Origin of the sequence: Thauera sedimentorum, assembly GCF_014489115.1 — a bacterium.
Taxonomy (GTDB): domain Bacteria; phylum Pseudomonadota; class Gammaproteobacteria; order Burkholderiales; family Rhodocyclaceae; genus Pseudothauera; species Pseudothauera sedimentorum.
In genome coordinates, this window is record NZ_JACTAH010000001.1 from 1834620 (window position 1) to 1850264 (window position 15645).

The window sequence follows — 15645 nt, forward strand, 5'->3', positions numbered from 1 at the left end:
TCGATGATCATAAGGACGCCCGCTACCGTGCTTCGAGGATCGCCGCCGTCGCCACGCAGGCGGTCTGAAGCAAGACCAGCGCCCCCTGGCGCCACAAGAGTCGCCGCGCTCCGGCGCAGCGCTGCTCCAGCGACCGTGCCGCACCCCGGAAACCTCGCGCACGATCGAAGGCACCCATGTCGCGCAGCGGATCGGCAACCCCGGCAAGGACCCACGCCTGCCCCCAACGTCGGAAAACAGCTTCGTCGACCCGCACACGCAGGCCGTAGCCCTGCGCAGCCAGGGCGGCCACCAGACTGCCCGAAAGCCAGGGCCTGCCGGCCGCATCAACGAACAGTCCGACCAGCGCGAACAGGGCCAGCATGGCCGACCACCTGCCCAGCGGGCGGCCCAGCATCAGCAGATCGGCGCACCAGGCCGACAATGCGGCAGCATCCGCTCGTGCCGCGTCGACGCTCAAGGCTGTTCCTCCGCGCCGATCAGGACCAGGCATGCCGCCAGCGCGCGGCGATGAGCTGCCCCCAGCACCACGCCAGGGCGCGCCCGTTCGACCTGCGCCACGGCATCATCGACGCCGTCCGCCCGCGCGCTGAGCAACAGCCACGCGGCCACCGCGCAGGCGCTGCGCGAGAAACCCAGTGCGCAGCACACCAGCACGGGCCCCTCGGCGCTCAGGGTTTCGATGTGCCGGGCGACCGCCAGCAGCGCACGGGCGTCGGGCGCCACCAGATCCAGCCAGGGCAGCCCCACGTAGCGCCAGTTGCCGCGCGGCGCAGGCAATTCGGCGGTAAGGTCGACCAGGCTACCGAAACGCCCCGCACGCAGGTCGGCCGCCGACGGCATGCGCCCCAGCCAGACCTCACCCGCCACACGATCCGCGCGTCGCCGCCCGCGCGTCCACCAACGCGAGTTGAGCCATGCCCCCAACATGTAAGGCGCGAGCAGGCAGCGTGCGGCGACGCCCGGTCGTCCATCATGCTTCTGGAAGCCGCGCGCACCCGGTCCTAAATGGATCAGGGCCACCAGCAGCAGCGCCACGGCCGGCCAAAGCAGCCACAGCGCTGCGCCACCGCCGAGAAGCGCGATCGCTCCCAGCAAGGACGCGGCACCCAGGTAGATGGCACCCAGCCGCCGGCGGGTGGAATCCCGGGTCCATCGCCAGCCCGCCAGCGGCGAGGCTCCGCGGTCGGGCCACAGCCATACGCACAGCAGGCCGGCCAGTGCGCCGGTGGGCACGTCGATGAAGTGATGCTGGTAGGTCGTCAGGACGGACAGGGCGATCAGCGCAGCCCAGCCATGCACCACGAGACGAGCGAGCCCTTGCGTTCCCAGTGCGAAGCGGATCCAGATCACCACCAATAGGCCGATGTGCAGCGAAGGCGCCTGGTTGTACGGTTGGTCGAAGTCCATCAGGACATCGAAGAGCAGGCCGAACAGCCCGTCGGTGTCGGGACGCGCGAACGAGAAGCGCAGGGGAAACGCAAGAAAGCAGGCCACTGACAGCACCTGTACGCTGAGCAGGCGCAAGGCATGCCGGTCGACCGTGAAACGATCGCGGCAGTATAGGAAGGACAGACCGTAGAGCAGATCGATGGACCAGTAGGGCACGATGGTCCACGCCCAGAATGGAAGTTGCCGCTCCCAGGCGAAGACCACCGCCGTACCGATCTCCCTGTCGGCGGCCACCGCATTCGCGTAGCCGTAGCTCAGGAAGAAGAACGGCCCGAGCAGCAGCAGCCAGCCGATGCTGCGCCGCCAGCATATGCGCCCGGCGGTCCCGCCCCAGTCTGCGGGCAGCGTGGCAACGGCTCCCGACTGCGCAGTCATGCAGGCCGCCGCCGGGCCAGCAAGACGGTGAAGATCCCCCACTCGTCGATGCGCTGCGTCAACTTCTCGAAACCGGCGGCGGCGACCAACTGATCCATCTCGGCCTGCGTCCGGCGGCGCATGACCCACGCTGCCCCGCCACGGTGGCTGGTCAGCGCGCGGGCGATCATCTCCAGTTGCGGATGCCAGGGCTGTCCAGTGTAAATCAGGTATCCCCCCTCCTCCAGGCCCGCAGCGAGACCTGCCAGCGAACGGCCTACGAGCTCATTGTCCGCGAACAATTCATAGAGCCCAGAGACGATGCCCAGCGTGGGCTTCGGAGACAGGGACGCGAGGCTGTCGCAATCGAAGGCGTCGCCCTTCTCGAAACGGGCCACCCCTTCAAGGCCGCGCTGAGCGATCAGAGCCGCACCGTCGCGCACGTTGAGGTCGCTGAAATCGCGTAGCACGACGCTCTGCGGACGAAGCTCCGCGCGGGCGAGACCGTCGAGCACATAGCGGCCGTGACCGGCAGCCACGTCCACAAGCCGCAGTGGTCTGCCTTCGCGGTGAAGGCGCTCGAGAGCGTGCTGCAGGAGTTCCTCCACGTGCAACTTGCGCTGGCGGATGCCGCGCCAGCCGACCGCGTCGAGATAACTGCGATCGATCAGGCGCCCCAGCGGCCCGCGGCCGGTAGGCGTGTTTCGATACACGTAATCCAGCGTACTGCCCGAATCGAAGCCGGTACGATGCCCCAGCCGCACTCCCGCTGACAGCAAGCCACCGAGCTTGAGGCCGAGCCGGTAACACGCCCAGTACAACGCGCGCGGCGACCACGCCGGCAGCGGGGCTGCCAGCGCGCGGGCCTCCTCGTGGCTCGCTCCGGCGAGGTGGGCTGCGCGCAGGTCGACCTGCTCGTAGGGCTTGTCGAACTGGCGCAGGATGAACCCGCGGACCTTGTCCACCGCAATCCGGCGGTCGCGCTCGCCGAGAGTGTCGTGAAAGAAGCCGGGCAGCACGTGCTTCTCCTTGTCGGGAGCACCGAGACGCTCGAAGAAGGCGTGCTGCGGGCCTTGATGCACCACCCAATCCGCACCCGAGATCAACAGTTGCGTAGGTATTGTGATGGCCTGCGCATCGGCCACCACACGCTCCCCCGCTTCATAGAGGGCGAGCAGGATGTTCACCGATATCGCGCGGGCGATCAGCGGATCCTTGTCATATGAATCCTGGCGCGCTGGATCGTGGGTGAGGAACTTGGCCTTGACGTAGCTGTTGACGAAGAAATTGCCGCGCAAGCGGCGCATCAATGCCAGGCCGCTGCGCGCAAAGGGCACGTAGAGCTTGACCTTGAAGGCAGGCGAAGCCAGCACCAGGCAACGCACGTGAGGGGCGTAGTCATGCGCCCAGGTGGAGATCAGTACGGCGCCGACGCTCTGTGCCAGCACCGCCATGTCCTGCGGAGCGATTCCCCACTGTTGCTCGATGTGCTCGATGAAGGTCTGCACGTCGCGCACCGAGGTACCGAAACTTGGCGAGTCGCCGCGTGCTCCAGGCGAGTGACCGTGCCCGCGCGCATCCCAGGCGAAGAGATCGAAGGCGCGCAGATCGAGCTCGTCCACCAGATGGGCCATGCGCAGGGAGTGCTCGTGGCCCCGATGGAACATCACCACGCACCCCCGGCGCCGCTCGACTGCGGGCCAGTGCCGGTAGAACAACTGCTCGCCATCGTGGGTGGTGAAGGCGTACGACTGATGAGGGCGATCGGTCATGGAATTATCCCTTAGGGTGGGGGCGGACGGCCTGGCGCACGCCGCTGCGCACGCGATTGATGATGCTGGCGCCGATGGCGAGCGCGATGGCGGGCATGGACCAGGCGAGCCAGTCGGGAAGCCCTCCGGCCAACCCGACCCACAAGCCGAGAGCGCCGAAAACCAAGGCGCGGTCGCTCTTGCCCATCGGGCCGTCATAGCACCGGGGAGCCCCGACCATCGGCGCCATGGCGCCGGCCATCTCGGCGATGACCGACAGCAGGATCACCGCGCCGACCGACAAGCAGCCAAACGGGGCGATCAATGCAAAGGGCAGGTATAGCGCGGCATCAGATACGACGTCGGCAAGCTCATTGAGATAGGCTCCGAGCGCGCTCTGCTGGCCGAACTCCCGCGCGAGCATGCCGTCGACGGCGTTGAGGCCCATGCGCAGCAGCATCCACACTGGCAGCAACAGGAAGAGCGCCGTCTGCCCGGAAAAGAAGAGCGCGCATCCCAGCGCGACGGACCCCGCGAGCGCGGCGACTGTGACGGCGTTGGCGGTAACGCCTGCCCGGGCCAGTCGTTTCACCAACGGACGAAGGAGCGCCTGAAAGGCAGGCTTCAACCGATAGACTGATGTCATTTTCGAATGCCATATAAATTGGATGCGGATTATCCGACCATTCTCATGGCATTTCCAGTCCTTTGACTCAGCAGGCTGCGTGACGACTGTCCCGGATGCGTCAAACGTCCTTCGACTGCTAGACTTGCGCCCTTCCGGAGCAGCTCTCCCGCCATGCACCTTCACCTCGTCCTGCCCGGCCTGTTGTGGCCCGGCGCGCAGACCGCCGATCCAGCGGCCGGGCTCGCCCTGCCCGCGCTCGAACGCCTGCTCGGCCACGCCCGCGTTCGCGCGGCCGCAGCATCGTCGGCGGAGCACTGGTTGCTGCGCCACTTCGGCCTGGACCCGCAAGCCGTCTCCGCAGCCGCGCTGCGCCGCCTTGGCGAAGAACTGCCGGCCGGGCGCGCGGACGCCGGCTGGCTGTGCGCCGACCCGGTGAACCTGCGCTTCGCGCGCGAGCATCTGATCCTCGCCGACGCCGCCACGCTGGCGATCACCGCCGAGGAGGCCGCGGCGCTGGTCGCCACGCTCAACGAAACATTCGCCGACATCGGCCGCTTCGAGGCGCCCACCCCGGAACGCTGGTATCTGCTGCCCAACACCCCGGCGCAGGCGCGTTTCGTGCCGCTCGCCGAGGCGGTCGGCCGCCCGGTGGCGCGTTGCCTGCCCGAAGGCGAGGACGCGCGCGATTGGCAGCGCCTGGCCAACGAGGCCCAGGTGGTGCTGCACAACCACCCGGTCAACCGCGCCCGCGAGGACGCCGGCCAGCCTCTGGTGAACAGCCTGTGGCTGTGGGGCAACGGCACGGCGCCGGAAGGGGCGCGCGCGCCGCTCGCCGTGGTGCAGGCCGCCACGCCGGAAACGCGCGGCCTGGTGCGTGCCGCCGGCGTGGAGCCGCAAGCCCCGGCGCCGCTGCTGACCGCCCCCACCCTGACGGTGCTGGAAACGCTCGCCCGCCCCGCCCTGCACCTGGACCTCGACGGCTGGCGCAACGCGCTGGTGGCGCTGGAGCGCGACTGGTGCGCGCCGCTGCTCGAGGCCCTGCGCGCCGGCCGCCTGAAGACCCTGCAGATCAGCGCCCCCGGCGAGCGCGCCACGTTGGAACTCGGGGTCGCCGCGCGCGATCTGTGGAAGTTCTGGCAGCGCCCGCGCAGCCTGGACGCCCTGCACAAGACCCTGCCCTGAGCGACTCGATGACCGTACAGCCTCACATCCACACCCGCCCGGTACCGCAGCGCGCCTTCGCCACCCTCACCCAGGCCGGCATCCACCCGCTGCTCGCCCGCCTGTACGCCGCGCGCGGCGCCAGCGCGCCGTCCGACCTCGACTATTCGCTGGGCGCCCTGCTGCCGCCGGCCGCGCTCCGCGGCACCCGCGAAGCGGCCGAACTGCTGGCGGATGCCATCGAGGCCGGCGCGCGCATGGTCATCGTCGCCGACTACGACTGCGACGGCGCCACCGCCTGCGCAGTCGGCGTGCGGGCGCTGCGCGCCTTCGGCGCCGACGTGCATTACCTGGTGCCGGATCGCGTGACCATGGGCTACGGCCTCACCCCGGCGATGGTGGAACTGGCCGCGCGCACGGAGCCGGACCTGCTGATCACCGTGGACAACGGCATCGCCAGCGTCGAAGGCGTCGCCGCCGCGCGCGCCCACGGCATGGCCACGCTGATCACCGACCACCACCTGCCGGGCGATGTGCTGCCCGAGGCCGACGTGATCGTGAACCCCAACCAGCCCGGCTGCGACTTCCCCAGCAAGTCACTCGCCGGGGTCGGCGTGATGTTCTACGTCATGCTGGCGCTGCGCGCCGAGCTGCGCGAGCGCGGCGCCTTCGCCGGCCAGGCCGAGCCCAACCTCGCCAGCCTGCTCGATCTGGTGGCGCTCGGCACCGTGGCCGACGTGGTCCAACTCGACCACAACAACCGCATCCTGGTCTCGCAAGGCCTGCAGCGCATGCGCGCCGGGCGCCTGCAGCCGGGCGTGCGCGCGCTGTTCGCCGCCGCCGGGCGCGACCCGGCGCGCGCCGCCAGCACCGACCTCGGTTTCCTGATCGGCCCGCGGCTGAATGCCGCCGGGCGCCTGTCGGACATGAGCCTGGGCATCGAATGCCTGATCACCGACGACGCCGGCCGCGCGCTCAACATCGCCCAGGAGCTCGACCGCCTCAACCGCGAGCGCCGCGCCATCGAGGCCGACATGCAGGAAGGCGCGCTCGCCCGCCTGGAAGGCTTCGACGCCGCCGAGTCGGCCAGCATCAGCCTCTACCAGCCGGACTGGCACCAGGGCGTGATCGGCATCGTCGCCGGGCGCATCAAGGAACGCCTGCACCGCCCCACCATCGCCTTCGCCCCCGGCACCGACGGCGAGATCAAGGGCTCCGGGCGCTCGATTCCCGGCCTGCACCTGCGCGACGCGCTGGACCTGGTGAGCAAGCGCGAACCCGAGCTGATCCTGCGCTTCGGCGGCCACGCCATGGCCGCCGGGCTGGCGATCCGCGAGGCGGACTACGAGCGCTTCAGCCAGGTGTTCGAGGAAGTGGTCGCCGGCCTGGTCAGCCCGGCCGACCTCACCCGCCGCATGGACACCGACGGCGCGCTCGAATCCGGCTGGATGAGCCTGGAAGGCGCACGCCTGATCGAGCAGGACATCTGGGGCCAGGGCTTCCCCGCACCGCTCTTCGACGACGTCTTCCGCGTCGAGAACCAGCGCCTGCTCAAGGAGCGCCACCTCAAGCTGCAGCTCACCAAGGGCAGCACGCGCTATGACGCGATCCGCTTCAACCACGCCGACGGCGCCCCGCCCGACCTGCGCGCCGCCTTCCGCCTGGGCATCAACGAGTACAACGGGGTCTCCAGCGTGCAGCTGATGCTGGAGCACTTCGAGGCGGTTTGAGCCTGAACGCATCGCGGCCAAGGCCGCTCCTGCGCCAGCGCCGTGCCCGTGTAGGAGCGGCCTTGGCCGCGATACGACGGTGGTTTCCTCGCCGACCGCATCGCGGGCAAGCCCGCTCCTACGCTCCGCTGGCCGGAGGCGGGCCGCGATACTGAAGCGGTGCGCGTGTGCTGTAGGAGCGGCCTTGGCCGCGATACGGCTTTCCGGTTCGACCAAGCACCGGCCAGTGATCCGCTTCCGTGCCATGTGCCAGACCCGCCTGATCGCCAATCCGCGAGCGCGCCGTCCATCCCCGGTATAATCCCCGGTTTTCCGAAATTCGCCCGGAGCAGCACCATGGAAGCCGAACGCCTCAACGCCATCGCCGAAAAACTGGCCGACCTCGCCGCGCGCGGCCGCGAACTGCGGAGGTATCTTTGACTACGATGCCAAGGCATCGAAGCTCGAAGAGGTAAACCGCGCGCTGGAAGACCCGGCGGTGTGGAACAACGCCGAACGCGCGCAGGAACTCGGCAAGGAGAAGCGCACGCTGGAAGACGTGGTGCTGACCCTGCAGCACATCGACCAGCAGTCCACCGACCTGAAGGATCTCTACGACCTGGCCGAGGCCGAGGACGACGAGGACACCCTGGTGGCGGTCGAGACCGACCTGGGCGAGCTGGAAGCGAGCGTGCACAAGCTCGAATTCCGCCGCATGTTCTCCAACCCGATGGACCCCAACGCCTGCTTCATCGAGATCCAGGCCGGCGCGGGCGGCACCGAAGCGCAGGACTGGGCAGGCATGCTGCTGCGCATGTATTTGCGCTATTGCGAACGCAAGGGCTTCGCCACAGAACTGCTGGAAGAGTCCGAAGGCGAGGTGGCCGGCATCAAGGGCGCCACCATCAAGGTCAATGGCGACTACGCCTACGGCTTCCTGCGCACGGAAACCGGCATCCACCGCCTGGTGCGCAAGAGCCCGTTCGACTCCAACGCCCGCCGCCACACCAGCTTCACCTCGGTGTTCGTATATCCGGAGGTCGACGAGTCGATCGAAGTGGAGATCAACCCGGCGGACCTGCGCATCGACACTTACCGCGCCTCCGGCGCCGGCGGCCAGCACATCAACAAGACCGACTCCGCGGTGCGCATCACCCACGAGCCCAGCGGCATCGTCGTGCAGTGCCAGAACGACCGCTCGCAGCACAAGAACAAGGCCGAGGCCATGTCCATGCTGAAGGCGCGTCTGTACGAGGCCGAACTGCGCAAGCGCCAGTCCGAGCAGCAGAAGCTGGAAGACAGCAAGAGCGACATCGGCTGGGGCCACCAGATCCGCAGCTACGTGCTCGACCAGTCGCGCATCAAGGACCTGCGCACCAACTACGAAGTCGGCAACACCCAGGGCGTGCTCGACGGCGACCTGGACGACTTCATCGCTGCGAGTCTGAAGCAGGGCGTTTGATCCAGGCGCCCGGAACACAAAGAACGCTCCTCCCCCTTCAAGGGGGAGGCTGGGAGGGGGATGGGTTTCCTTCGGGATCGACCGGCGCCCTTGTGAACCTGATCCGAAACCCATCCCCACCCCGGCCCTCCCCTTGAAGGGGAGGGGGAACACCGACGGCTTATCCGCACCAGCATTGGCCTTCAACGAAGTCCGACGACCTTGACCCAGCCCCTCGACCTCGCCGAATTCCTCGCCCCCGGCGTGGCCGCCGACGACGTGCCTGAACTGGCCTCGCTGGCCGCCGCGCGGCCGCTGCTCGACGCCTTCATCACGCTCTTCCGCGGCTCCGAGGCCGAGGTGCTGATGCGCCTGCTGGTGCTGCGCGAGATCGGCCGCGAGTCCGACGCCCCGCGCTGGTCGCCGGAAGCCCTGCGCGCGCGCTTCACCTATCTCGACCCGGTGAAGCTGGAAACGGTGCTCAAGCGCCTGCGCGACAACGCCCTGCTCGCCTTCGCCGACGACGGCCTCTATCACCTGTCCGACATCGGCCGCAACGCGGTGGCGGCGCTCGCCATGCTGCTGCGTTTTGCGGAAGAGGAAGACGCCGAACTCGGCTTTCTCACCGCGCAACTGGCCGGCCTGCAGGCGGTGGGCAGCCTCACCCCGGAAGCGCTCGGCCACCTGCTCAGCAAGCTCAACGACCTCACCTGGCACTTCGAAGAGGCGATCGCCTCCGGCTCGGAGTTCAACATCGTCGCCGCGCGGCGGCGCCTGTCCGCCAACGAGAAATGGCTGGCGCGCGGTACCGAGATCCTGCGCGAACTGCTCGCCGACCCGGAAGTACCTTTCGAGGTCGCCCATGTCGCCCAGCGCATCGGCCTGGCGCAGTCGCGCCTGGCGCGCGCGGACGCCAGCTTCCAGCGCGCACTCAACAAGATCGAGGCGCAGCGCGTCACCCTGGGCGCCTCCGGCATCTCCTCGTCGGATGTGTCCGCCTGGCTGCGCACGCTCACCGCCGACAAGCTCGCCGCCTTTGCCGACGGCGCCTTCGCGCTGGTGCCGGAGATCCCGCTGCTGGCCGGCGGGCACGAACTGCTCGACCGCGCCGAGGCGGTGCTCTCCGACGAGGTCCGCGCGCAGGAGGTCGATGCCGCCCTGCCCCCGCCGGACGCCGCCGAGGTCAACACCGCGCCGGAAACCGAAGACCTCGCCCTGCTGCAGCACTTTGCCCGTCGCCTCGGCGGCGTATCGCAGTCCGCCAGCCTGGCCGACGTGGTGGCCGGCGGCGGCTTCGCCCCGGCCTCCTACCGCCTGTCGCTGCTGGCGCTGCTCGCCGATGGCGAATCGGCCGGCCCGGCCGACGGCCCGGTGGGCGAGTTCATGCGCCTGCCGCTCGACGTGCTGTTCGGCGACACCCTGGAAGCGGTGGAAGAAGACGAGATCGCGCTGATCTCAGCCGGCCGCGTCACCCCGCGCGGCACGGCACCCGCCACCGACACCCCATCCGCCACCACGCTGGAAGACATCCGCTGATGGAACAGGACATCAAGACCCTCACCGCCCGCCTGCTGGCCAACCGCTGGCTGCCGCGCAACGACCGCCTGGTGCGCCGCGCGCTGGTGGACGAAACCTTCCGCGTCGAACTCGACCACCGCCTCGCCGCCGTCGGCCTGCAACTGCAGGACAACCCCTACGCCGGCCACGTCGCCGCCGCGCTGGTGCCCGAGATGATCGAACCGGTGTTCGGCGCCAAGCGCGAATACGCCGCCAGCAACGTCGGCCTCACCCGCGACGAGATCGCCCTGCTGGTGGTGATCTGGTCGCTCATCGTGCTGCCCAAGCGCGAGCGTCAGGTCACCCGGCGCGAAGTGGCCGACGACGGCCAAGGCGACATGTTCGGCACGGAAAAACCGGTGGAGCACGGCGATACCGTGTCCGCCGGCATCTCGGAAGCCTCGCTGATCGCCGACTTCGGCCCGCTGCTCGGCGGACGCAGCCGGGTCAAGAACTTCATGCTCGGCAAGCTCGCCCGCCTGGGCTTCATCGAACGCCGCAACGGCATCGTGCTGGAAGGCCCGCTGCTCGACGTCGCGCTCGACTACCGCGTGATGGCCGACCGCATCATCCACGGCACGCTCGCCGAGGTGATCGCCCGCGCCGGCCATCCGCTGCCCGAGACCAACGCCTTCGAAGTCGCCGACGTGCTGCCCGACGAGGACGACGTAGAGGAAGACGCCTGACATGTTCCACATCAAGCAACTCGAACTCGTCCACTGGGACTACTGGCGCCGCTTCTCGCTGCCGCTGGACGCGCAGATCATCACCATCGTCGGCCCCAACGGCTCGGGCAAGACCACCCTGCTCGACGCGCTGCGCACGCTCTTCGCGCTGCGCTGCTCGGGCAAGCGCGACTTCCGCCGCTACGTGCGCCGCGCCGACCGCAGCTTTGCGTGGATTCGCGCGGTGGTCGCCAACCAGCCCGGCAGCACCGGGCGGCGCCCCTTCTTCCCCTGCCTGCACGACGAAGTCACCCTGGCCTGCCGCATCCGCCGCGCCGGCGGCGAATGGACACGCGACTACACCATCGTCGATGGCGACGTGGCCATCGAGGAACTGGAACGCACCGAAGACTGGGTCGGCCTGCGCGATTACCAGAGCCGGCTCGCCTGGGGTGGGCTGACCCCGGCCATCGCCAAGGTGCTGGCCCTGGAGCAGGGCGACACCGACAAGCTCTGCGAATACTCCCCCAAGGCCCTGCTGGAACTGGTTTTCGACGTGTTCGGAGACAAGGAGGTGCTGGACAACTACGAGGCCGCGCGCGAAGAGCAGAAGAGCGCCGAGCGCGAACTCGACGACCTCGGCCTGGATCTGGACCGCCTGCGCGCCCAGGCCGAAGCGCGCCGCCTGGAAGCCGACAACTACCTGCAGTGGAAGCAGCTTGCCGACGAGGTGCAGGCGCTGGACGCCGAGATCGTACCGCGCCTGGAAGCCGCCGAACTGGCCCGCGACGCCAGCGCCGAACGCCAGCAACTGGCCGCCGAAAAGAGCGAGCGCGCCGCCCGTCACGCCGAACGCCGCCACGCCCAGCAGCGCCTGGAAGAAGTGCACGGCGAGAAGACCACGGCCGAAGCCGAACGCGCCCGCCTCAAGGACGACAGCCACGGCATCGAGGCCGCCTACCTCGCCGCGCGCGACCGCGTGCGCGACCTGGAGAAACTGCTCGCCGAACGCGACGCCCTGCGCGCCCAGCTCGCCACCGAACACGGCGCCGATGCGGTGGAACTGGAACGCGAGCACGAAGCGGCGGAAGCCGCCCTCGCCCGCCTGCGCGCGCAGGAGCGCGAGCTGGTGGCGAAGTTCGAGGAGCGTTCCGACAGCCTGCGCGCCGCCAAGAGCCGCAGCGGCCCGCCGGGCGAGCCGGACGTCACCCGTTTCCGCGCACTCCTCGACGAGCAGGGCATCGCCCACCGCGGGCTGGCCGAAGTGGTCGAAGTCACCGACGTCGCCTGGCAGGCCGCGCTGGAAGCGGTGCTGCGCCCCTACCGCCACGTCATCCTGCTGGAACGCGAATCCGACCGTCACGCCGCCTGGGCGCTGGGCGAGCGCGAACGCTTCCGCCACTTCGTCGTGCCGGAACGCGAAACCGCCCCGCCGCCGCGCCCGCAGAGCCTGGCCGAGGTGGTGAACTTCTCCGCCCCGGTGCCGCGCTGGCTCACCGACCTGCTCAACCGCATCCGCCGCGTGGATAGCGTCGACGCCGCCCGCGACCTGCCGCGCGACATCGAATGGATCACCCGCGACGCCTACCACCGCGAACGCCGCGGCGCCCGCCACCTGGGCCGCCCGGCAGACTTCCACTTCGGCGAACTCGCCCGCCAGGCGCGCATCGCCCAGCTGGAAGACGACATCCGCGCGCTCGACCGTCAGCTCGCCACGCTGCGCCCGCAGGTGCAGGACGCCGCCGACCAGCTCACCACCTTGCGCGGCCGCCTGCTCGGCCTGCAGTCCGCCCAGCTGCTCGCCGCCAAGGCGGAAACCTACGCCGCGGCAGAAACCGAACTGCCACAGGCGCGCGCCGCGCTCGCCACCGCCGACGAACAGCGCAGCCAGATGCAGGCCCGCCAGGAACAGATCTCCGGCAAGCTCGCCGGCATCGGCATCGAGCTCGAACGCCGCGAGCGCGAACTGAAGTTCATCGACCACCGCCTGCTCGAACTCGACCAGACCACCGCCCCGCGCCGCCACGCCCAGGCCCAACGCCTCAAGCGCCTGCGCAGCCTGCGCCGCGGCATGCCCGCGCACTGGCGCGACCCGGCCGACATCGCCCTGCTCGCAGAAAAATACGGCGACGCCCGCGGCGCCCGCCTGCAGGCCGAACGCCTGCGCCGCCACCTGGACGAAGGCGACTGGATCACCGACCCCGCCGTGCTCACGCTCTCCGAACGCCTCAAGGCCGACGTCGCCAAGCGCGAGCAGGACTACCGCGAACGCCAGGGCTACTGCGCCACCACCCGCCGGCTCACCGAGGAGGCGCGCAACGCCTATATTGCCAAGCTGCGCGCCACCGTGCGCCAGTACGGCAAGAACCTGAAAGCCCTGGGAGAGCTGGCCGGCGTGGGCGTGGACTGCCCGGCGCCCGCACTGGGCGCGGACGACCTCTCGCTCGCCCAGGCCGGCCTGGAAGTGCGCTTCGACTTCGACCGCAAGGGCGCGGTGGGCCTCAACGACGGCGAAGCCTCCGGCGGCCAGCAGGTGATGAAATCACTGATCCTGCTCATCGCCCTGCTGATGGACGACGCCCGCCCCGGCGGCTTCGTCTTCATCGACGAGCCCTTCGCCCACCTGGATGTGGCCAACATCGACCGCGTCGGCACCTTCCTGCGCGCCACCCGCGCGCAATACCTGATCACCACCCCGGTCACCCACAACGCCAACGTCTTCGCCCCCGCCCAGCTCACCCTGGTCACGCGCAAGAAGAAGCCCGGCGACGACTGGGCACCAACCATCGGCGTGCTGGCCCGCGCCGTGTAGGAGCGGCCTTGGCCGCGATGCGGCGTTCGTTTCCCCACAGGCCGCATCGCGGCCAAGGCCGCTCCTACGCCACACGCGCCGCCACGGAGAGGCGACGACATCGATCCGGCCGCCCTTCGTGCCGCCAAGCTGCAGCTTGTCCGCAGAGTGATTACACTGCGGACAGCAACCCGAAGGAGTCCCCGGCATGACCACCCTTGAACAGCTCAATCGCCATCGCGCCGCACTCATGCGCATGGCGTCCGCTCACAAGGCCCGCACGCTGAGCGTCTTCGGCTCGGTCGCGCGCGGCTGAATACGCCCCCCTTCACCCCGCAACCATCCCATCCAGCGGACTGCGCACCCCGCGGCCACCCCGATTGAGCACGTGCGTGTAGATCATCGTCGTCGACACGTCCGCATGCCCCAGCAGCTCCTGCACCGTGCGGATGTCGTAACCGCTCTCCAGCAGGTGGGTCGCGAACGAGTGGCGCAAGGTGTGCGGGCTGGCCGGTTTGTTGATTCCCGCACTCGCCGCAGCGCGCCTCACCGCCCGCTGCACCTGCCGCTCGTCAATGTGGTGGCGGCGCACCACCCCCGAACGCGGATCGGTCGACAAGCCCGCCGCCGGAAACACGTACTGCCAGCTGAAGGCGCGCGGCGCCGCCGGATACTTCACCGCCAGCGCGTTCGGCAGCCAGACCTCGCCCCTCCCCAAGGCCAGATCGGCGTCGTGCTGCGCCTTCACCTTGGCCACCTGGGCGCGCAGCGGCTGCATCAACGATTCGGGAAGCATGGTGATCCGGTCCTTGGCCCCCTTGCCTTCCCGCACCAGGATCTCGCGCCGGCAGAAATCCACATCCTTCACCCGCAACCTGAGCCCTTCCAGCAGCCGCATCCCGGTGCCGTACAGCAGACGCAGCACCAGCGCCATATCGGGATTCCCAACCGCCGCCAGCAAGCGCTGCACTTCATCCACCGCCAGCACCACCGGCAGGCGCGCAGGCCGCTTCGCCCGCGTCACCTCGTCCAGCCAGGGTAGCGGCGGCTCAAGCACTTCCCGGTAGAGAAACAGGATTGCCGACAGCGCCTGTGACTGCGTCGCCGCACTTACATCGCGATCGACAGCCAGCGACGTGAGAAACGACTCGACCTCCACCTTGCCCATCTCCCGGGGATGGCGCTTGCCGTGGTGGATGATGTATCGTCTGACCCACCCGACATATGCCTGCTCGGTACGTATGCTGAGGTGCTTGAGCCGAATCCGCTCGCGCAGCAGATCAAGCAGCCGCGGGGAAGAACTTGCAGTAGCGGAGACCGTGTCCATGACAGACGTCACGTTGCATCTGTCATGACCTGATCATAGATGCAGGATCAATTACTTACCAGACAGAGTGGTGTTATCCGACATGACGCATAACACCTTTACGCCGACATCTGTCGTCCACTAAACGTTATGCAATAAGAACATCAATCCATTACAAATGGTTAGGGCATGTATGTCTTCTTACAAGGCTAGATTTGTTTCGGCACTTAAATACACAGAAAAATTAGGTCTCGACCCCGGAGAAAAACCAGTTCCTTGGCGCGGCAAAATATCTTTAAAAAAAGCGCGGGATGTACTCCTTTTATCACGAGAGGTGTTAGATGCTGCGGGAATGCGACAATCATCAGATCTCGCAATGAATTGTGTAGCCGTACACCTTAAGCTTCAGAGTGCCATCTATCACTATTTGAAAATGAAAACCTACATAACAATAGGCGATATATTTTGGTCGGATTATGTGTATTGTGAAATGTCACATGAAGCAATTGAAAAAGAGCTAAATAATCCAATGCTGGGAGAGCCAATCAAATCTCATGTATGGCTAACCCTACAAGACGGTAGTATTTTAGACTGCACTGGAGAAGCACACTTGGATTTGATATTTGGCAGAGAGGAACACCCACTAGAACAATGCCTTACTTTCATACCGCCTGACAAAAATATAGAAGACGGATATCGCAGGCCTTTTCTTGTGGGTCCAGAGTTTCTGGTTAAAGCTGGCGTATTCACAAATCCAAATGCATAACACGGCGCTCAAAATGGACGCAAATTCCGCTGCGCTCCATTTGCGCCCTTTAGCTTGGCGTTAG

General features: G+C 67.9%; 12 protein-coding genes. 7 read left to right on the plus strand and 5 right to left on the minus strand.

The features are described 5' to 3' along the window. Nucleotides 1-22: 22 nt before the first annotated feature. From IAI53_RS08310 to IAI53_RS08325, 4 genes are read right to left on the minus strand one after another with little or no spacing between them, the layout of a single operon-like run. Nucleotides 23-460, minus strand: a complete 438-nt coding sequence (locus IAI53_RS08310) for a hypothetical protein (protein ID WP_187717629.1) — start codon at nt 458-460, stop codon at nt 23-25. After that, on the minus strand, nt 457-1827 hold the full coding sequence (locus IAI53_RS08315) for a phosphatase PAP2/dual specificity phosphatase family protein (RefSeq protein WP_187717630.1): 1371 nt from the start codon (nt 1825-1827) through the stop codon (nt 457-459). Before IAI53_RS08315 ends, IAI53_RS08310 begins: the two co-directional genes overlap by 4 nt. Beyond that, the gene (locus tag IAI53_RS08320; RefSeq protein ID WP_187717631.1) at nt 1824-3578 is read right to left on the minus strand and encodes a bifunctional alpha/beta hydrolase/class I SAM-dependent methyltransferase; all 1755 of its coding nucleotides are present in this window, start codon (nt 3576-3578) and stop codon (nt 1824-1826) included. The genes IAI53_RS08315 and IAI53_RS08320 overlap by 4 nt, the downstream gene beginning before the upstream one ends. 4 nt (nt 3579-3582) lie before the next feature. Beyond that, nucleotides 3583-4203, minus strand: a complete 621-nt coding sequence (locus IAI53_RS08325; RefSeq protein ID WP_187717632.1) for a CDP-alcohol phosphatidyltransferase family protein — start codon at nt 4201-4203, stop codon at nt 3583-3585. Nucleotides 4204-4356: 153 nt separating this feature from the next. On the opposite strand from IAI53_RS08325, the gene IAI53_RS08330 reads away from it, so the two are divergent. The 6 genes from IAI53_RS08330 to IAI53_RS08355 all read left to right on the plus strand — a co-directional run bounded on the left by IAI53_RS08330 (nt 4357) and on the right by IAI53_RS08355 (nt 13530). Continuing rightward, nucleotides 4357-5367 carry a hypothetical protein gene (locus tag IAI53_RS08330; RefSeq protein ID WP_187717633.1) on the plus strand — a complete coding sequence of 337 codons (1011 nt, stop codon included), beginning with the start codon at nt 4357-4359 and terminating at the stop codon, nt 5365-5367. Nucleotides 5368-5375: 8 nt separating this feature from the next. After that, entirely contained in the window at nt 5376-7076 is a 1701-nt protein-coding gene (gene recJ, locus IAI53_RS08335) for a single-stranded-DNA-specific exonuclease RecJ (protein ID WP_187717634.1), read from the plus strand. 336 nt (nt 7077-7412) lie between these two features. Further along, a protein-coding gene (gene prfB / locus IAI53_RS08340; RefSeq protein ID WP_187717635.1) for a peptide chain release factor 2 occupies nt 7413-8517 on the plus strand; the annotation gives its coding sequence in 2 pieces (ribosomal slippage) (nt 7413-7493 and nt 7495-8517; 1104 coding nt in all). A gap of 201 nt (nt 8518-8718) precedes the next feature. After that, nucleotides 8719-10032 carry a hypothetical protein gene (locus IAI53_RS08345; RefSeq protein ID WP_187717636.1) on the plus strand — a complete coding sequence of 438 codons (1314 nt, stop codon included), beginning with the start codon at nt 8719-8721 and terminating at the stop codon, nt 10030-10032. Next, a complete protein-coding gene (locus tag IAI53_RS08350) occupies nt 10032-10739 on the plus strand; it encodes a hypothetical protein (protein ID WP_187717637.1) in 708 nt (235 codons plus the stop codon). The genes IAI53_RS08345 and IAI53_RS08350 overlap by 1 nt, the downstream gene beginning before the upstream one ends. A gap of 1 nt (nt 10740) precedes the next feature. Next, nucleotides 10741-13530, plus strand: coding sequence for an AAA family ATPase (locus IAI53_RS08355; RefSeq protein ID WP_187717638.1), 2790 nt, complete (start codon nt 10741-10743; stop codon nt 13528-13530). Nucleotides 13531-13837: 307 nt separating this feature from the next. Here the strand turns inward: IAI53_RS08355 and IAI53_RS08360 are convergent, their stop codons facing one another. Then, nucleotides 13838-14836, minus strand: coding sequence for an integron integrase (locus tag IAI53_RS08360; RefSeq protein ID WP_187717639.1), 999 nt, complete (start codon nt 14834-14836; stop codon nt 13838-13840). 172 nt (nt 14837-15008) lie between these two features. On the opposite strand from IAI53_RS08360, the gene IAI53_RS08365 reads away from it, so the two are divergent. After that, nucleotides 15009-15581 (plus strand): hypothetical protein, encoded by a 573-nt coding sequence (locus IAI53_RS08365; protein ID WP_187717640.1) that lies wholly within the window; start codon nt 15009-15011, stop codon nt 15579-15581. Nucleotides 15582-15645 lie beyond the last annotated feature (64 nt).